Source organism: Phenylobacterium hankyongense, assembly GCF_003254505.1.
Classification (GTDB): Bacteria; Pseudomonadota; Alphaproteobacteria; order Caulobacterales; family Caulobacteraceae; genus Phenylobacterium; species Phenylobacterium hankyongense.
This window is the reverse complement of record NZ_QFYP01000001.1, coordinates 2707113-2725482: the sequence shown is the minus strand read 5'-3', so window position 1 is coordinate 2725482 and position 18370 is coordinate 2707113. Positions and strand designations below refer to the sequence as shown.

Sequence of the window (18370 nt, the reverse complement as noted above, 5' to 3'; positions counted from 1 at the left end):
GATGGGACGCCCGGTCCGGTTCCTGCTGGATGGCGAGGTCCGCGAGCTCCCGGACGTCGACCCGACGCTGACCGTGCTGAACCTGCTGCGCTACGACCTGCGCCGCACCGGGACCAAGGAGGGCTGCGCCGAAGGCGACTGCGGCGCCTGCACCGTGGTGCTGGGCGAGCTGGAGGCCGCCCGCGTGCGGTTCCGGGCGGTGAACGCCTGCCTGCTGTTCGCGCCGATGCTCGATGGCCGGGCGCTGTTCACCGTGGAGAGCCTGGCGCGCGAGGGCGCCCTGCACCCGGTCCAGCGGGCGATGGTCGAGAGCCACGCCTCGCAGTGCGGCTTCTGCACGCCGGGGATCGTGATGTCGCTCTACGCCCACCAGCGGGAGGGCGCGGCCACCGACACCGCCGGCCTGAAGGACGCGCTGGCCGGCAACCTCTGCCGCTGCACCGGCTATGGCCCGATCCTGGCCGCCGGCCAGGCCATGGGCGAGGACCCCGAGGCCGGCGACACGCCCGCCCTGGCGCAGGCGCTGGCCGCCCTCCAGCCGAGCGAACCGCTGGCGGTCGAGCACCACGGCCGCCGCTTCCTCGCGCCGCGCACCACCGCAGAGCTGGCCCAAGCCGTCGTGGACAATCCCGACGCCACCCTGCTGGCTGGCGGCACCGACGTCGGCCTGTGGGTCACCAAGCAGCACCGCACCCTGACGACGCTGATCTCCCTCAACGAGGTCGCCGAGCTGCGCCGGATCGAGGACTTCGGCGACGCCCTGCGGATCGGGGCGGCGGTCCGCTACGCCGACGCCCATGCGGCCCTCGCCGGCCTGCACCCGGAGTTCGGCGAGCTGCTCCGCCGCCTGGGCGGGCTGCAGGTGCGCAACCTCGGCACGGTGTGCGGCAACATCGCCAACGGCTCGCCGATCGGCGACACCCCGCCGGCCTTCATCGCCGCCGGCGCCACCCTGCATCTGCGCCAGGGCGACACCACCCGCGACCTGCCGCTGGAGGCCTATTTCCTGGCCTACGGCCGCCAGGACCGCCGCCCCGGCGAGTTCGTCGAGGCGGTCACCGTGCTCAAGCCCCCGCCCGGCCGAATTTTCAGGATCTTCAAGCTTTCCAAGCGCTTCGACCAGGATATTTCAGCGGTTTGCGCGGGCATCTCGATCGGCGTCAAGGACGGCGCGGTGACCGACGCCCGCATCGCCTTCGGCGGCATGGCGGCGACGCCCAAGCGCGCCGCAGCCTGCGAAGCCGCCCTCGCCGGCCGGCCCTGGACCCGCGCCACCGTGCTCGCCGCCGCCACCGCCCTGGCCGAGGACTTCCAGCCGATCTCCGACATGCGCGCCTCCGCCGGCTACCGCCTGCAGGCCGCGAAAAACCTGCTGCTCAAGACCTTCCTGGAGAGCGCCGCGGCCGCGCCCACGCGCGTCCCGGAGGCGCAGGCGGTGGCCCATGCCTGACACCGGCGCGCCCCTGAAGCTCTCCCCCAGCGTCCATGCGCCGATCGCGCACGACAGCGCCGAAAAGCACGTGTCCGGCGAGGCCCGCTACATCGACGACCTGCCCGAGCCCGCCGGCCTGCTGCACCTGCATGTGGGCCAGAGCGCCCGCGCCCACGCCCGCATCCGCCGCCTCGACCTCTCCGCCGTCCGCGCCGCGCCCGGCGTGGTCTGCGTGCTCGCCGCCGCCGACGTGCCGGGCCGGAACGACATCAGCCCGATCATGGGCGACGACCCGATGTTCCCCGAGGGCGAGGTCCGCTTCGTCGGCCAGCCGCTGTTCGCCGTCGCCGCCGAGACCCTGCCCAAGGCCCGCGCCGCCGCCGCCCTGGCCGTCGTCGAGTACGACGACCTGCCCGCCCTGCTGACCATCGCGGCGGCCCGCGAAGCCGGCGCGGTGATCGAGGACAGCCAGACCATGCGCCTGGGCGACGCGCAGGCCGCCATCGCCGCCGCTCCGCACAGCCTGGCCGGCCAGCTCGCGATCGGCGGCCAGGATCACTTCTATCTGGAGGGCCAGGTGGCGCTGGTCATCCCCGGCGAGGACGGCGACCTGCACGTCTGGTCCTCCACCCAGAACCCCACCGAGACCCAGCACATCATCGCCCGCACGCTCGGCCTGCGGGACAACGCCGTGGTCGTGGAGGTGCGCCGGATGGGCGGCGGGTTCGGCGGCAAGGAGACCCAGTCGATCCACTATGCGGCGATCGCCGCGCTGGCGGCGACGAAGACCGGCCGCCCGGCCAAGATCCGCCTCGACCGCGACGACGACATGGCGATGACCGGCAAGCGGCACGCCTTCGAGAGCCGCTGGCAGGTCGGCTTCGACGACGACGGCAAGCTGCGCGGCGCGGCCTTCGAACTGGCGTCGCGCTGCGGCCACTCCGCCGACCTCTCCATCGCCATCAACGACCGGGCGATGTTCCACGCCGACAACGCCTACTGCCTGCAGGCCGCGGAGATCGTCTCCCACCGCCTGCGCACCAACACCGTCTCCGACACCGCCTTCCGCGGCTTCGGCGGCCCGCAGGGGATGATGGGGATCGAGCGGGCGATGGACGCCATCGCGCTTCGCCTCGGCAAGGACCCGCTCGACGTCCGCAAGGCCAACCTCTACGGCGTTTCCGGCGACCGCACGCCCTATGGCCAGACCGTCACCGACGCCGTCGCCTTCGAGTTGATGGACGAGCTGGAACGCACCTGCGACTACCGCGGCCGCCGCGCCGTCGTCGCCGCCTGGAACGCCGAGCATCCCTGGCTGAAGCGCGGCCTGGCGCTCACCCCCGTGAAGTTCGGCATCTCCTTCACCGCCAACCACCTCAACCAGGCCGGCGCCCTGGTCCACGTCTACACCGACGGCTCCATCCACCTGAACCACGGCGGCACGGAGATGGGCCAGGGGCTGAACATCAAGGTCGCCCAGGTGGTCGCCGACGCCTTCCACGTGCCGCTCGACAGCGTGAAGATCAGCGCCACCCGCACCGACAAGGTGCCCAACACCTCCGCCACCGCCGCCTCCTCCGGCAGCGACCTGAACGGCATGGCCGCCGCCAACGCCGTGCGCGCCATCAAGGACCGGCTGATCGCCTTCGCCTCGCGCGAGTTCGACACCCCGGCGATCCTGATCGACTTCACCCCCGCCGGCGTCCGCATCGGCGACCAGCTGATGGGCTTCACCGAGCTGGTGCGGCGCGCCTATTTCGCCCGCGTCTCGCTGTCGGCCACCGGCTATTACCGGACGCCGGAGATCCACTACGACCGCGCCACCCACCAGGGCCGGCCGTTCTACTACTTCGCCTATGGGGCGGCGGCCTCGGAGGTGGTGATCGACACCCTGACCGGCGAGAACCGGGTCACCCGGGTCGACATCCTCCACGACGCCGGCCGCTCTCTGAACCCGGCGGTGGACGCCGGCCAGATCGAGGGCGGCTTCATCCAGGGCATGGGCTGGCTGACCACCGAGGAGCTGGTGTTCGACGACGCCGGCCGGCTCGCCACCCACGCGCCCTCGACCTACAAGATCCCCACCGCTGGGGACCGCCCCGACGCCTTCAACCTGGCGATCTGGCAGCGCGGCGAGAACCGCGAGGCGACCATCCACCGCTCCAAGGCGGTGGGCGAGCCGCCGCTGATGCTGGCGATCTCGGTCTTCTCCGCCCTCACCGACGCCGTCGCCAGCGTCGGCGGCCACAGGGTGATGCCCGACCTCGACGCGCCCGCCACGCCGGAGCGTATCCTGGCGGCGGTCGAGGACGTGCGACGCCGGGCAGGCGATCATGTCTGAGTGGATCGCCAACGCCCTGGCGGCGGTGAAGCGCGGCGAGCGCCTGGCCATGGTCACCGTGGTCGGCGCGCAAGGCTCGACGCCGCGGGAGATCGGGGCGCGGATGCTGGTCTGGCCGGACCGTTTCACCGGCACCATCGGCGGCGGCTCGCTGGAGCGCCAGGGCCTCGACCAGGCCCGCCGGCTGCTGGGCCAGTCGCGGCGCCGCCACGCCCTGCAGGACTATCCGCTCGGCCCGCTGCTCGGCCAGTGCTGCGGCGGCCACGTGCGCCTGCTGGTGGAACAGGTGGACGCCGACAGCCTCGCGTGGCTGGAGCCGGCCGCGGCCGCCTGCGCCGCCCGCGAGCCGTTCCGCCTGCAAGCCGAATTCGAGGGCGAGGACATGCGCAGATCCATCCAGCCGACCTCTCCCGACGCGCCCGCCGATGGGCCGCGCACGCCGATCCCGGAGGTCCGCCGGCTCTCCGAGCTGATGCAGCCCGCGCGGCCCAAGCTGGTGATCTTCGGCGCCGGCCATGTGGCCCAGGCGGTGGCCCGCGCCTTCGCGCCCCTGCCCTTCGATCTGGAGTGGCTGGCGAGCCGCGAGGACCTGCGCCCCGAGGCCGACGGCGCCCACGCCGAGCTGATGAGCGAGGACGACCTGGAGGCCTGCCTCGAGGCCGCCCCGGCCGGCGCCCTCTACGCCATCTTCACCCACAGCCACGACCTCGACTACCGGCTGACCAGGGCGGCGCTCGCCCGCGGCGACTTCGGCTACCTGGGCCTGATCGGCTCGCGCACCAAGCGCGCCCGCTTCGAGAGCCGGCTGAAGGCCGACGGCGTGACGGCCGACCAGCTCGCCCGCCTCACCTGCCCGATCGGCATCCCCGGCCTGAACAGCAAGGCCCCGGCGGTGATCGCCGTGGCGCTGGCGGCCGAGCTCCTGCAACTGACGCAGGACACCGCCGCGTGAGCTCGGTTTGGGGGGATTGGGCGAACCTGGCGATCCGCTGGCTGCACCTGACCGCCGGCATCGCCTGGATCGGGTCCTCGTTCTATTTCATGTGGTTGGACAGCCACCTTAAGGCGCCGGCGCAGGTGCGAGAGGGCGTCGCCGGCGAGCTGTGGAGCGTCCACTCCGGCGGCTTCTACCACCAGACCAAGTTCATGGTTGCGCCGTCCGGCATGCCGGAGGAGCTGCACTGGTTCAAGTGGGAGGCCTACGCCACCTGGATCAGCGGCGTCCTGCTGCTCGGCCTGATCTTCTACCTCGGCGCCGACCTCAACCTGATCGACCGCAACAAGCTGGCGCTCGCGCCCTGGCAGGCGGTCGCCATCGGCCTTGGCAGCCTGGTCGCCGGCTGGGTGGTCTACGACGGCCTCTGCCGCTCGCCGCTGGGCCGCAACCTCAAGGTCTTCGGCCTGGTCTGGTTCGCCGCGATGACCGCCGCCGCCTATGGCCTGACCCGGGTCTTCTCCGACCTCGGCGCGGTGATGCACGTCGGCGCGATCATCGGCACGGTGATGGTCGCCAACGTCTTCCTGGTCATCATCCCCAACCAGAGGTTGGTCGTCGCCCAGGTGCTGGCCGGCCAGACCCCCGACGCCAGCCTCGGCAAGCGCGCCAAGCAGCGCTCGGTGCACAACAACTACATGACCCTGCCGGTGCTGCTGATGATGATCAGCAACCACTACCCGATGATCGTCAGCGCGCCGCTGAACTGGCTGTGGCTGGCGGGCCTGGGCCTGGTCGGCTGGGCGGTGCGCCACTTCTTCAACCTGAAGAATGCCGGCCGCATCCACCCGGAAGTGCTGCTGTTCGCCGCCGCCGGCTTCGTGGCCATCGCCCTGCTGAACGAGCAGGCCCGACCCCAACTCGCCGCCGCCGGGCCGCCCCCGACCTATGCCGCGGTCCGCGCCATCGTCGACCGCAACTGCGTGATGTGCCACGCGGCCAGTCCGACGCATCGCGGCGTCGCCGCGGCTCCGAATGGCGCGGCCTTCGACACCGCCGAGGGACTGCGCCGCCACGCCGCGAAGATCTACGAGCGCGCCGTCGCCACCCACAGCATGCCGCTGGGCGACGAGACCCACATGACCGACGCCGAGCGCGCCGCCCTCGGCGCCTGGATCGCCGCCGGCGCCAAGACGGACGCGTCCTGATGCGCGAGGTGATCCCCCAGCCGCTCACCGCCGACGCCTTCGCCCCGTTCGGCGAGGTGATCGAGGCCTCCGACCGCGCCGAGCAGATCGCCATCAACTACGGCTTCACCACCCGCTTCAACGACCTCGCCGACGTCGACGTGGGCGACGAAGGCGGGCGGGCGATCGTCAGCCTGTTCCGCGCCCGGCCGCTCGACCCGCCGCGGCTGAAGATCTTCGAGCGCCATCCGCTCGGCAGCCAGGCCTTCGTGCCGCTGCAAGGGCGGCCCTACCTCGTCGCCGTGGCGCCGCCGGGCGGCTTCGATCCCGCCGCCGTGCAGGTGTTCCGCGCCGCGGCCTATCAGGGGGTCAACTATCGCAAGGGCGTCTGGCACCACTTCCTGCTGGCCCTGGAGGCGGAGAGCGACTTCCTGGTGATCGACCGCGCGGGCCCCGGCGAGAACCTCGACGAGATCGACCTCGCCGAGCCCGACCAGATCCTGGTCCGCCCATGAGCCGCCAGGCCTACCGCGCCGCCCTGGTCCACATGCTGGACGACCCCTGCCGCGCGCCGGCGGCCGAGGCCTGCGCCTACCACACCGACGGTCTGCTGGTGGTCGAGGACGGCCATGTAGCGGCGTTCGGCGCCTATGAGGACCTCGCGCCCGCCCTGCCCGCCGGCACGCCGGTGGAGGCCCTGTCCGGCCGGCTGATCACCCCGGGCTTCGTCGACGCCCACACCCACTATCCGCAGACCGACGTGATCGCCGCCTGGGGCTCGCAGCTCTTGGGCTGGCTGAACAACCACACCTTCCCGGCCGAGCAGGCTTTCGCTGACCGCGCCCACGCCGACGAGGCCGCCGGTTTCTTCCTCGACCAGTTGCTGCGCAACGGCGCCACCACCGCCCTGGTGTTCTGCACCGTCCACAAGACCTCGGTGGAGGCGCTGTTCGACGCGGCGCTGGCCCGCAACATGCGGCTGATCGCCGGCAAGGTGCTGATGGACCGCAATGCGCCGCCGGCGCTCTGCGACACCGTCGAGACCGGCCGCGCCGACACCGAGGCCCTGATCCGCGCCTGGCGGGGCCGCGGCCGGCTCGGCTATGCGGTGACCCCGCGCTTCGCCGTCACCTCCTCCGAGGCCCAGCTGGCCATGGCCGGCGAGGTCGCCGCCGCCCACCCCGACGTGCTGGTCCACACCCACATGTCGGAGAACCTCGACGAGGTCGCCCGCGTCGGCGAGCTGTTCCCCGGCCACCGCGACTACCTCGACGTCTACCAGCGCTTCGGCCTGCTCACCGACCGCTCGGTGTTCGCCCACTGCGTCCACACCAGCGAGGACGCCCTGCGCCGGATGGTCGGCGCGGGCGCGGCGGCGGCCTTCTGCCCGTCCTCCAACCTGCTGCTCGGCAGCGGCCTCTTCAGCCTGCGGCAGGCCTGCGCCTGCGGGGTCACCGTGGGGCTGGGCACTGACGTTGGTGCGGGCTCCAGCTTCTCGCTGCTGCACATGATGGGCGAGGCCTACAAGGTCGGCCAGCTGCGGGGCGAGGGCCTGGATCCCCTGCACGCCTTCTATCTCGCCACCCTGGCCGGGGCGCGGGCCCTGAAGCTCGACGACAAGGTCGGCAACCTGGCGCCCGGCAAGGAGGCCGACTTCCTGGTCCTCGACCTCGCCGCCACGCCCTTGCTGGCCCGGCGGATGGCGGCGGCGAAGACGCTGGCCGACAAGCTGTTCGTGCTGAGCATCCTGGCCGACGACCGGGTGGTGGAACGCGCCTACCTGGCCGGCGCCCTGGCCCACGCCCGCGACGGCGATCTCAGGCGCTGACTTCGGCCCGCAGGCGGGAGAGCTGCTCGGGCCAGCCCAGTTCGCGACCGTCGTGCTCCGACACCGGGCAGACCCCCAGCAGGCTGTTGGTCAGGAAGATCCCCTCGGCCCCGGCGAGCGCTTTCGCACCTTGCCGGACCTCGGCCGCGGGCCAGCCCTGCGCGCGCCACCAGGCGAGCACCCGGGCCCGCATGGTCCCGGCCAGGACTCCGCACGCGATCGCCGGCGTGCAGAGGCGGCTCTCTGACAGCCAGAAGACGTTGGCAGCGGCCGCGCAGGCGATCTCGCCGCGGTTGTTCAGCATCAGCGCCTCGTCCGCGCCGGCCCGCGTCGCCTCGCCCCGCGCCAGCACATTGTCCAGGTAGGAGAGGCTCTTCACATAGCTCGCCGGCGAGCCCTCGTTGCGGCGGACCTCCACCGTCCGCAGCGTCATCGCCGCCGGCGGCGATGGCGTGGCCGCGGCGCTGGCGCTCAGGCGCGGCCGCAGCGGATCCGGCGCGTTGAGCCCGCGGTGTCCGACGCCCGCGCTCCAGTTGAGACGGACGGCGGCGCGGCGGGCAGGCTGCGGCAGGGCCGCGACCGCCGCGCGCAGGGCGGACTCGCAGGCCTGCGGGTCCGGCGGCGGCAGGCCCAGGACCGCGCAGCCGCGCCGCAGCCGGTCGAGGTGCGCGGCGAGGTCCTGCAACTCGCCGGCCTCGAACAGCACCGTCTCGAAAAGGCCGTGGCCGAGGGTGAACCCGCGGTCGGTGGTCCAGTCATCGCTCACCGGAGGTCTCCCCCAGCACCGAAAGGATGGCGGCGATCTTGTCTTCCGTCTCCCGCACCTCGGCGTCCGGATCGCTGTCGGCGACGATGCCGCCCCCGGCCCGCGCCTCGAAGGCCCAGCCCTCGGGCCCCGAGGCAAATGCGATGCTGCGGATCAGCACGCTGGATTCCAGGGCCCCGTCGAACCCGGCCCAGAACAGGCTGCCGCAATAGGCGCCGCGCGGCGGCTCGTGGGCGGCGATCACCGACATCGCCTGCAGCTTCGGCGCGCCAGTGACCGAACCCGGCGGGAAAGCCGCCAGGAAGGCGTCCCAGGCCGTGCGGCCCGCCGCCAGCCGCCCGCGGACCGTGGAGACCAGGTGGTGCACGTTGGCGAAGCTCTCCAGCGCCCAGAGCTTCGGAACCGCCACCGTGCCGGGGACGCAGACGCGGGACAGGTCGTTGCGCATCAGGTCGACGATCATCAGGTTCTCGGCCCGGTCCTTGACCGAGGCCAACAGCTCCCGTCCCAGGGCGGCGTCCATCGCCGGGTCGCTGGAGCGCGGCCGCGTGCCCTTGATCGGCATGGTCTCGGCCCACAGACCGTCCGCCTCGGCGTGCACGGACAGGAACCGCTCGGGCGAGTTGGAGACCAGGGCGCGATCCCGCAGCCGCCAGTAGGCGGCATAGGGCGCGGGACTGGTCCGCGCCAGTTCGAGGAAGACGTTCAGCGGCGTGTCGTCCGGCGCCAGCCGGCCGGTCCAGCGCCGCGCCAGGTTGGCCTGGAAGAGCTCGCCGGCATGGATGCTCCCGACGACCTCCCGGATCGCCGCCCGGTGCTGCGCGCGTGGGGTGACCTCGACGCCCACCTTGGCCGGAGCCGGCAGGCCGCGGGGCGAGAGGTCGCCCGCCGCCCAGTCGAGGGCCTGGCTCGCCCGTTGGCGCGCCGCGTCAGGACTATCCCCCCGGCCGATCGCCAGCGCCTGCCGGTTGAGCCGGTCGAAGGCCAGCAGCGCCGGGTAGCGCGCCAGCGTCAGGTCCGGCCAGCCGGCCTGCCGGGGCCCGCGAAGCCGCGGCTCCCAGCGCGCCGACAGCTCATAGGCGGCAAGGCCCAGCACCCCGCCCTGGAACGGCGGTCCGTCAGGCCGGCCAGTGGCCGGCGATCCCAGCAGCTCCGCCAGCAGGCCCCCGACCTCGCGCTCGTCGTCGGCGAGTTCGAGGATGGCGTCGGGCGCTTGCAGGAAATAGCACCAGCGCCCGGCGCCGGAATGCAGCAGCGCCGCAAACGGCGTCTCGCCGTGGCGCGCGGCCACCGCCAGCGGCTCGACCCAGGCCAGCGGCAGGATGCAGACCTCCACCCACGACGGCGGAACCGCAGGCGCGGACCCCTCATCGGCTGGAGGCGTGGTCGTCACGGCTCGCAAAGCGCCCCTCATCGTCGGCAGCGCTTAAATGGGCCAATCGCCCGCGCCGGCCAAGCGGCGCGACGATCTGGAGCCGGCGCCCGAAGACGCCGGCTCCTGTCGCCTATTGGCGGTTCGGGCGCGGCTCGGGCGCCGGCTGCTTGTAGTCGACCAGTTCATTGACCGGATGCTTGCCGGCCCAGGAGATGCCGCGCAGCAGCATGCCTTCGATCTGCGGGTTGCTGATGTTCGCGTAGTTGTGGCCCTGCATCCACACGAAGGCGCGGGCCGGCTTGCCGCCGGCGACCGTGTGCTCGTAGGTCCAGATCTGCGGCACCACTTCGCCGGCGTGGCCCTTGGCGCTCGGCGTGTTGTCGATCACCGTCGTGGCCAGCACGTGGATCTTCGGCGCCTGCGACCAGGTCATCAGGTAGAAGGCCTCGTCGTTCAGCGTCATCTCGGTCATGCCCTGCATGATCGGGTTGGCCTTGTCGACGATGGTGTACGGCACCTTGGCTTCCAGGGTGTAGTTCACCTGGCCGTGCTTCTTGCCGCCGCCCACGTAGGAGGCGAACTCGGCCGGGTCAGGCCCGCAGAGCACGTCGTGGATGGTGACGATGCCGCCGCCGCGCTTGATGAAGGCCTGCAGGGCCTCGCGCTGGGCGGCGGTCATGAAGCCGGCGTCGCCCTTGTACATGACGACCACGTCGGTGTTGGCGAGCTCGGCGGCGCTGGGCGCATGGAACGAGCCGTCGACCACCGCGCCGTGCTGGGTCAGCACCTTGGAGAAGTCGGCCAGGAACTGCGGATAGTCGTGCTGGCCCGCCTGGTGGGTCTTCAGGCCGGCGCGGATGTAGACCCGCAGGCCGTCGAGGTTCTGGCCCGGAATGCGCGGGAACGGCTGGCCGTGGACATCCAGCGCCGGCTTGGCGGCGGGCTTGGCCGCGGTTTGCGCCGCGGCGGGGCTGACGGCCGCCAGCGCCAGGGCGCCGAGCGCCAGCGAGAGGGAACGCTTCATCGTAATCTTCACCAATTCCTCCAGTCCAAATCCCCGGTTCCCCCGGGGTGCGGATGCGAAAGTCTCTTGGCCGGGGCCGCAGCCCGCGACCTCATGCCGGCGCCGAGTCCCGCAGGGCTCGAGCGAATTCGGCATTGGCGCGGGTCCAGGTGCAGGCCTTCATGAAGGCGTCCACATAGCCCGCCGCGTTGGCGCCGTAGTCGATGTGATAGGCGTGTTCGTACATGTCGAGCGCCAGCAGCAGCCGGCCGCCCGCCAGGGTGTGGGTGTGGTCCGCGGCCCACTGGTTGACCAGCCGCCGGTCCCGCTCGCTCCACATCAGCAGCACCCAGCCCGAGCCGCCGCCCAGCGACTTGCCGACCGCGGCGAACTCCGCCGCCCAGCGGGCGTAGGAGCCGAAGTCGCGCTCCAGCGCCGCGCCCAGCTGCGCCGACGGCGCGACGCCCGGGCCGAGGCTGTGGAAGTAGGCCTCGTGCAGCAGGGTGGAGTTCCAGGCCAGCAGCTCCTCGCGCTTCAGCCCGCTCAGGCGGTAACCGGGGGCGCTCGGGTCCAGGGCGGCGAGATCCGCCTCGATGGCGGCGATCTTCTTCACCGCCGAGGCGTAGTTGTTGTCGTGGTGGCTGACGAGCAGCTTCTCGGAGAGGCCGGGAATGCTCTTCGGGTCGAACGGCAGCGGCTGCGGCTGGAGCTGGAAAGGGCGTCCGGCGGGCTGCGCCTGGGCGCTGGCGACGGCCGGGGTCACGGCGGCGGCGGCCGCGCCCGTGAGCGCCAACACCCCGCGGCGATTGACGCCTGCAGACCCCATCACCCCTCCCCGACCCCGAACGTTCAGTCCCCGCTTTTGACCCGGCTCGCGGCCGGATCGGGGTTCCATATGGTCTATAGTATACAGTTCTGAGCGTGAGTCACCAGCCCTGCGAAATTTCGGCGACACCGTCCCGCAGACGCTCGAAACAGAACGCCAGCTGCGCTAGGCAGCTGGCGTCAAGGTTGCCTGAGGGAGGCAAGGCTTGCCCGCTCAAGAGAAGATCAAGCCTCCCGAAGGGCATAGCATTGATCGACGCAACTGTATACAGTAGACATCGATAGCGGGCCTGGAGAGAGCGAACGTGGCGCAAGACGGAACATCGGCCCAGGGACGGCGGCGCGGCGGCCTGCGCCGCATGGCGCCCATGCTGCTGGCCGGCCTGGCGCTGGCCGGCGCCTCGACGCTCAGCCGGGCCCAGACCCTGTCCACGGACGGCATCTACGAGTTGCGGACCTATCACGTGGCGCCGGGCAAGCTCGACGCGCTGAACGCCCGCTTCCGCGACCATACCCTGAAGCTGTTCGCCAAGCATCACATGCAGTCGGTGGCCTACTGGAACCAGGAGGACACCGCCAACGGCCAGGTCGTCTACATCCTGGCCTTCCCCAGCCGCGCCGCGCGCGACGCCGCCTGGGACGCCTTCCGCGCCGATCCCGAGTGGCAGGCGGTCGCCAAGGCCTCCGAAGCCGACGGCAAGCTCGTGGAGAAGGTCGATTCCGTTTTCATGCGGATGACCGACTACTCCCCCCACCTCAAGCTCGCCCGCTAACCGCACCCCAGACCCGAGCACCCCGATGGCCAGCCCGATCTTCAGCGAAGACTACAGGATCATGATCGACATCCTGGTCGCCACCCGTCGGCGTGCGGGGGTGTCGCAGCGCAGCCTCGCGGCGCGCCTCGGAAAGTCGCAATCGCACATCAACATGATCGAACAGCGCCAGCGCCGGGTGGAGCTGCGCGAGTTCTACCTGATGTGCAAGTCACTGGGCGCCGATCCGGTGGCGGTGTTCCAGGAGATCACCGAGGCCCTCGAACAGCAGCGGCAGGCCGCCTGATTGCTCTGTCGCTCATCCCGGCTCTCGCCGTATTGAGCACAGCGCTGCTGAGCTGCGCCCCGAACCCGCTGACGCCGAGCCCATGCATGATATCGTTCGTCAGAGTGGAGCTGATGACGCTGGTTCCTGTCTACAGGAACGATCCCTATAGCTGTTCGCCGAAGGTGGCGGCGATGGCCGGCGAGGTCGCGATCGCGCCACTGTCCAAAGCTAGCTAGTCGCGCACCGCTGCGGACTTCTTCAACGGCCCGCTAGCCCGCCCTCGCTACACCGCTCCAGTGCCGACTATCGCTCAATTCGCCACGATCCAGAGCCGCAGCGTGAGAAATGCGGGCGAGTCAGAAGGGCGGCTCCTCCCGGAGCCGCCCTTCCTCATTTCAGCACCGTCGCCGAGATCTAGTACGTTACGCGCAGCTCCAGGCCGATGGTACGCGGCGGGTTGAAGTTGGCGTAGTCGCCGATCGTGCCGCGGTTGGCGGCCGAGATCCGGTAGATGTGCGACTCGTCCAGCAGGTTGCGGCTCCACGCCGACAGAGAGGCGGTCGCGCCGTTGCCGCCCATGTTGATGTCGGCCAAGGTCAGGCTGCCGTTGACGATGAAGCTGGAGTCCGTCTTCACCGCGACGCTCTGGACGAGAGTCCCCGTGGGCGAAACGTCCGCGAACTCGCTCTGGAAGGCGTACTGGGCGTCCGCGTAGTTGGCGTCAAGGTGGGCGCGGACGGTCATCCGACCCGCCGGGACCTCATAGTCGACGAAGGCCGACCAGGCGTTCGGCGGCGTATAGACCACGTTGACCGGGAACGGCGTGCCCTGCGGAACGGCGGCGTTGCCGGTGAAGGGGAACGGCGCGGCGGGGATTTTCACGTCCGTGTAGGCGTAGGAGAAGCCCATCGTCATGTTCTCCGTGACCTTGGCGGTCACGTCGGCCTCGAAGCCCCTGATCTTCGACGTGCCGGGTGCGTTGCGCGTCTCCTCGGTGTGAGCGCCCTGGGTGGGGCTCCCCGGGGTGGTGTCGACCGCGTCGAAGTCGATCTGGGTGTTGGTGCGGTCCATGGCGTAGGCGGCCACGTTGACGCGCAGGCGCCGGTCCAAGAATTCAGTCTTTGCGCCGATCTCGTAGGCTTTCACCTCTTCGGCGTCGAACGACTGGAAGGTCGCCGAGCGGTCGTTGGCCCCGCCCGCGCGATAGCCGGTCGAATATTTGGCGTAGAGGCTGACGCCGTCAGCCGCGTCATAGGACACGTTGATCAGCGGGTCGAAGCGGCTTTTGTCGTAGTTGAACGTGAAGTTCGTCGCCTTGCCGTTGACGATGTAGAGCGTGCCGTTGCGCTTGTCCTCGGTCACGCGACCGCCAACCGTCAGGTGCAGCGCGTCCATCGAGGCCGGGGTGTAGGTACCCTGGCCATAGGCCGCGTAGCTGGTCGCATCCGCCGCGCTGGCGCGGCTGATGAACCGGGTGCCGGGCTGCCAGCCAGAGGTCGCGCCCGAAGCCGCCGAGGTGCCAAGCGGGGAGCGGATCGTGTAGGCGGTGCCATCGGCGTTCCACTGGTTCGAGAACGGCGTGGCCGCCGATTCCTTGGCATGTTCCTTGAAGTAGTAAAGCCCGGCCACATAGGTGAGGCTGTCGCCGAGGCTGCCGACCGCCTGGAATTCCTGGCTGAACTGACGCTGGAAGAGGTCCGACAGGCTGTAGCGGCCGAAGTTCACGTTCGGCGCGAAGACGTTGCGGCTTTCGATGCCGGAGTTGTCCCACTGGTTGGTGGCGACGCCGCGGGCCGCAGTGATCGAGCGCAGCTCCAGGTCAGGCGATACCTTGTACTTCAGCACCGCCGAAAGGCCGCCGGTCTCGTCGACGCTGGGCTGCTGGATGGTGCCGATATCTGACACGGTCTGGCGATCGGTGGAGACCTTCACCAGGGGCGCAAGCGGGTTGATCGTACCGGCTGGAGCGTTAGCCGGCCCGGCCTGCAGCTCGGCCAGGGTACGGACGCGCTTGCCGTAAGGATTGAAGCTGACCAACTGGCTGAAGAACGGGGTGTTGTCGTCCTTGGCGAAGTCGCCCGAGAGTTGGGCGCTGAACTGGTCGTTCGGCTTGTAGAGGGCGGTGACCCGGCCGCCCTTGCGGTCATACTGATTCCAGCCGGCCTGGCCGGCCAGGGGGTTCTTCACCGTCGGATCCTGATGCTGGATCAGCGCGTCGACCTTGACCGAAACGTTGGAGAATTCCTGGAAGTCCTGGTGCAGTTCGCCATTGTAGGAGCCGAAGTTGCCGACGCCGGCGGTGATCCGACCGCCGAACACGCCGGTCGGACCCTTGGTGATGATATTCAGGGCGCCGCCTTCGGTGTTGCGGCCGAACAGTGTGCCTTGCGGGCCGCGCAGGACTTCGATGCGCTCGAGGTCGAACAGCGCCGCGTTGAGGCCCTGTTGGCGGCCAAGATAGACGCCGTCGAGGTAGACGCCGACGCCCTGGTCACGGGCCGTCTGGTTGGCGTCGAACGGAACGATGCCGCGGATGCCGATCGTCAGCGCCGACTGGCGCGCTTCAAAGGTGGCGACGCGCAGAGAAGGAATGGCCCCATCCTGCAGGCTGATCAGGCTTTCGGCGTGCCGGTCGGCCATGGCGGTGGCGCTCAGCACCGAGACCGCGATCGGCGTTTTCTGCAGGTTGGTTTCGGTCTTGGTGGCGGTGACCACGACCTCATCGAGCGTCCGGCCAGAGGATTCCGCGGCGCCCGCGGTGGCGGCGTCGGCCGCGCAGGCGGGTCCCGCCAAAGCCAGCGCAAAACAGCTCCATGCAGCCGTGGACATTAGAAATTTCATAGACTCAGCCCCCTGTTTTGGGCCGGCGGGAACTCGCTCACCGCGCCGACATGACCGCTACGGCGACGTTTCCGTAGTGTGACGGTGGGGACATAGGATCGACAGATGACACTTTGGCCTCAGCCGCGTGACAGTTCGGAGGGGGCCACATCCCGTGGCTGAAATGCCACGACGCGGACGCTGCGGGTGCGCAAAGGTCGTGTCGAGGACGTGGTGTAGCTGGGCGGTAGCCGAGCCGCTCGCCAAGCGCGCCCTCACGAGGCGCCGTAGATGATCGGCTACGGCGCAGCCGGGATGAGCGGACCGGGGGTCAGCTCAGCGCCGCGGGCCTCGGCCCGCCGGTCGCCCAGTCGAGCAGCTCGACGGTGTGGACCACCGGCACCTGCGTGCCGCCGGCGATCTGGGTCATGCAGCCGATGTTGCCGGTGGCGATGACGTCCGGGCGCGTGGCCTCCAGGTTGCCGACCTTGCGCGCCCGCAGCTGGCTGGCGATCTTCGGCTGCAGCAGGTTGTAGGTGCCGGCCGAGCCGCAGCAGATGTGCGGCTCCGCGGGCTCCACCACTTCGAAGCCGGCCGCCCGCAGCAGGTCCTTCGGGGTCTCGCGCACGCCCTGGCCGTGCTGCAGCGAGCAGGCGGACTGGTAGGCGACGCGGACGCCTTCGGGCGCGGTCGCCGGGATCGGGGCGTCCATCCCGGCCAGGAACTCCGTCACGTCGCGTGTGAGCGCCGACACGCGCGCCGCGCGCCCCGCCCACTCCGGGTCGTCGCGGAACATATAGCCGTAGTCCTTGACGCTGGTGCCGCAGCCGGAGGCGGTGATGACGATGGCGTCCAGCCCCTCCCCGTCCAGCTCGGCGGTCCAGGCGGCGATGTTGGCCTGGGCCAGCGCGTGCGAGCGCTCGGCCTTGCCCAGGTGGTGCGGCAGCGCCCCGCAGCAGCCGGCGCCCTTGGCCGTCACCACCTCGACGCCCAGCCGGGTCAAGAGGCGGATGGCGGATTCGTTGATGCCCGGCCCGACCACGGCCTGGGCGCAGCCGGCCAGCACCGCCACGCGGCCGCGCCGGGGACCTTGCGCGGGAAAGACGCCCGGACGCTCGGCGGCGCCCGGCGCGGGCAGCCGGTCCGGCGCCATGGCCACCATGCCCTTCAGCCGCCCCGGCAGCAGCGGCGCGAACGGCCGGCCGATCGCCGCCAGCCGCAGCGCCCAACGGAACAGGGCGGGCCTGGACAGCACCGCGGCGAGGATGGCGCGCAGCGTCCGCTCCGGCCACGGCCGGCGGTAGTTCTCCTCGATGTAGGCCCGGGCGTGATCGACCAGGTGCATGTAGTTCACGCCCGACGGGCAGGTGGTCATGCAGCTGAGGCAGCTCAGGCAGCGGTCGACATGCTTGACGGTCTCGGCCGCCGGCGGCCCGCCGGTCTCCAGCATCTCCTTCATCAGGTAGATGCGGCCGCGCGGACTATCGAGCTCGTCGCCGAGCAGCAGGTAGGTGGGACAGGTCGCCGTGCAGAAGCCGCAGTGCACGCAGGTGCGGATGATCTTCTCCGAGGCGGCGGTCTCGGGCTCGGCAAGCTGGGCGGGGCTGAAACGGGTCTGCATGGTCAGGCGCCTGCGTACATGCGGCCAGGATTGAACAGGCCCTTGGGATCGAACTGCTGCTTCACCCGCCCGGTCAGCGCCGCCAGCACCGGGGCCAGCGGCTGGAACGGCGAGGCTGTGGCGCGCAGCGCCTCAGGCGCGCGCATCAGGGTGGCGTGGCCGTCGCCGTCCACGACCTGCGCCAGCGCCGCGCGGACGCGCGCCGCGTGGGCGTCGGGCGCCGGCGGCAGCGCCAGCCAAAGGCCGCCGCCGCCCCAGTCGTAGAAATGCCGGCCGCCCACGGCGGCCGCGATCGCCGGCGCCGCGGTGGGCGGGACGGACAGCTTCCAGACCACGGCGTCCGTGTCGCCCGCGAAGAACGCTGCGTCGCCGACCCGCTTCCAGAGCGCACGGGAGTCGTCACGGTCCAGGCTCTCGATGGGGCCGAAGTCCTGCAGGAAGGCGGTGAGGTGCGCGCCGCGCGCGCGGATCGACGGCGTCACCCCTTCCAGGCGGATCAGGGTCGCCGGCGCGCCGTCCGGCGCGACGTCGGCCGGCAGGTGGGCGGCGGCCGAGACCGCCGCAGGGCTGCCGAGCGCCTGCGACATGGCCCGCACCGCGGCCTCGTCCTCCAGGCCGCGCAGCACGAGGGTCAGCGTGTCGGCCGGCTCCGGCAGCACCTTGAAGGTCATCTCGGTGGCCACGCAGAGCGTGCCGAAACTGCCGGCGACCAGCTTGGTCAGGTCGAAGCCGGTGACGTTCTTCACGACCCGGCCGCCGGCGGCGAAGGCCTGGCCGAAGCCGTTGACGCCCTTCACCCCCAGGAAGTGGTCGCGCGGCGCGCCGGCGGTCAGCCGCCGCGGACCGCCGCGGCCGATCATGACGCAGCCGCCGATGGTTCCCTGCCCTGCGGCCCGGCCCCACAGCGGGCCGAAGTCCGGCGGCTCGAAGGCCAGCTGCTGGTTGCGGGCGGCGAGCAGCGCCTCCAGCTCGGCCATGGGCGTGCCGGGCCGCACCGTCAGCACCAGTTCCTCCGGCTGGTAGTCGACCACGCCGCTCAGGCCCGACAGATCCAGCACCACGTCGGCCTCCACCGGACGGCCGAGGTCGCGGCGGCTGCCGCCGCCGACCAGCTCCAGGCGCACGCCTTCGGAGAGCGCGGCGTGCACGGCGTCGAACGCCTCGATCTCGCTGGACGCCGTCCACACCGTCGTCATG

At 71.1% G+C, this 18370-nt stretch carries 15 protein-coding genes; 8 read left to right on the top strand and 7 right to left on the bottom strand.

Features of this window, described 5'->3' with window-relative positions; translation table 11 throughout:
• Position 1 precedes the first annotated feature (1 nt).
• The 6 genes from xdhA to guaD are packed head-to-tail and all read left to right on the top strand — an operon-like array spanning position 2 to position 7722.
• Positions 2–1450 carry a xanthine dehydrogenase small subunit gene (gene xdhA / locus DJ021_RS13100; protein ID WP_111457972.1) on the top strand — a complete coding sequence of 483 codons (1449 nt, stop codon included), beginning with the start codon at positions 2–4 and terminating at the stop codon, positions 1448–1450.
• Complete coding sequence (gene xdhB / locus DJ021_RS13095) at positions 1443–3773, top strand: xanthine dehydrogenase molybdopterin binding subunit (RefSeq protein WP_111457971.1); 2331 nt, start codon at positions 1443–1445, stop codon at positions 3771–3773. The genes xdhA and xdhB overlap by 8 nt, the downstream gene beginning before the upstream one ends.
• Positions 3766–4725: a xanthine dehydrogenase accessory protein XdhC gene (gene xdhC, locus DJ021_RS13090; protein WP_111457970.1), complete on the top strand. Its 960-nt coding sequence runs from the start codon at positions 3766–3768 to the stop codon at positions 4723–4725. Before xdhB ends, xdhC begins: the two co-directional genes overlap by 8 nt.
• The gene (locus DJ021_RS13085) at positions 4722–5915 is read left to right on the top strand and encodes a urate hydroxylase PuuD (protein ID WP_111457969.1); all 1194 of its coding nucleotides are present in this window, start codon (positions 4722–4724) and stop codon (positions 5913–5915) included. Before xdhC ends, DJ021_RS13085 begins: the two co-directional genes overlap by 4 nt.
• Positions 5915–6409: an ureidoglycolate lyase gene (locus tag DJ021_RS13080; protein WP_111457968.1), complete on the top strand. Its 495-nt coding sequence runs from the start codon at positions 5915–5917 to the stop codon at positions 6407–6409. Before DJ021_RS13085 ends, DJ021_RS13080 begins: the two co-directional genes overlap by 1 nt.
• The gene (gene guaD, locus DJ021_RS13075; protein WP_111457967.1) at positions 6406–7722 is read left to right on the top strand and encodes a guanine deaminase; all 1317 of its coding nucleotides are present in this window, start codon (positions 6406–6408) and stop codon (positions 7720–7722) included. Before DJ021_RS13080 ends, guaD begins: the two co-directional genes overlap by 4 nt.
• On the opposite strand, the gene DJ021_RS13070 is transcribed toward guaD, so the two are convergent.
• The 4 genes from DJ021_RS13070 to DJ021_RS13055 all read right to left on the bottom strand — a co-directional run bounded on the left by DJ021_RS13070 (position 7712) and on the right by DJ021_RS13055 (position 11692).
• A complete protein-coding gene (locus tag DJ021_RS13070) occupies positions 7712–8488 on the bottom strand; it encodes an aminotransferase class IV (protein ID WP_165837210.1) in 777 nt (258 codons plus the stop codon). The genes guaD and DJ021_RS13070 overlap by 11 nt on opposite strands.
• The gene (locus DJ021_RS13065) at positions 8478–9881 is read right to left on the bottom strand and encodes an anthranilate synthase component I family protein (protein WP_243626145.1); all 1404 of its coding nucleotides are present in this window, start codon (positions 9879–9881) and stop codon (positions 8478–8480) included. Before DJ021_RS13065 ends, DJ021_RS13070 begins: the two co-directional genes overlap by 11 nt.
• A 112-nt stretch (positions 9882–9993) precedes the next feature.
• Positions 9994–10887 (bottom strand): ThuA domain-containing protein, encoded by an 894-nt coding sequence (locus DJ021_RS13060; RefSeq protein WP_111457965.1) that lies wholly within the window; start codon positions 10885–10887, stop codon positions 9994–9996.
• Between the two features lie 91 nt (positions 10888–10978).
• Positions 10979–11692, bottom strand: a complete 714-nt coding sequence (locus DJ021_RS13055; protein WP_111457964.1) for a superoxide dismutase — start codon at positions 11690–11692, stop codon at positions 10979–10981.
• 304 nt (positions 11693–11996) lie between these two features.
• Here DJ021_RS13055 and DJ021_RS13050 point away from each other — a divergent pair, with 304 nt between their 5' ends.
• Together DJ021_RS13050 and DJ021_RS13045 are read left to right on the top strand one after the other, a co-directional pair.
• Positions 11997–12464, top strand: coding sequence for an NIPSNAP family protein (locus DJ021_RS13050; protein WP_207801837.1), 468 nt, complete (start codon positions 11997–11999; stop codon positions 12462–12464).
• A gap of 25 nt (positions 12465–12489) precedes the next feature.
• Positions 12490–12750 carry a helix-turn-helix domain-containing protein gene (locus DJ021_RS13045; RefSeq protein ID WP_111457963.1) on the top strand — a complete coding sequence of 87 codons (261 nt, stop codon included), beginning with the start codon at positions 12490–12492 and terminating at the stop codon, positions 12748–12750.
• A gap of 396 nt (positions 12751–13146) precedes the next feature.
• On the opposite strand, the gene DJ021_RS13040 is transcribed toward DJ021_RS13045, so the two are convergent.
• From DJ021_RS13040 to glcE, 3 genes are all read right to left on the bottom strand, one after another.
• Positions 13147–15561: a TonB-dependent receptor gene (locus DJ021_RS13040; RefSeq protein WP_243626002.1), complete on the bottom strand. Its 2415-nt coding sequence runs from the start codon at positions 15559–15561 to the stop codon at positions 13147–13149.
• A 322-nt stretch (positions 15562–15883) separates the two neighbouring features.
• Positions 15884–17173 carry a glycolate oxidase subunit GlcF gene (gene glcF / locus DJ021_RS13035; protein ID WP_111457961.1) on the bottom strand — a complete coding sequence of 430 codons (1290 nt, stop codon included), beginning with the start codon at positions 17171–17173 and terminating at the stop codon, positions 15884–15886.
• Positions 17174–17175: 2 nt separating this feature from the next.
• Positions 17176–18369 carry a glycolate oxidase subunit GlcE gene (glcE, locus tag DJ021_RS13030; protein ID WP_111457960.1) on the bottom strand — a complete coding sequence of 398 codons (1194 nt, stop codon included), beginning with the start codon at positions 18367–18369 and terminating at the stop codon, positions 17176–17178.
• Between the last annotated feature and the right edge of the window lies 1 nt (position 18370).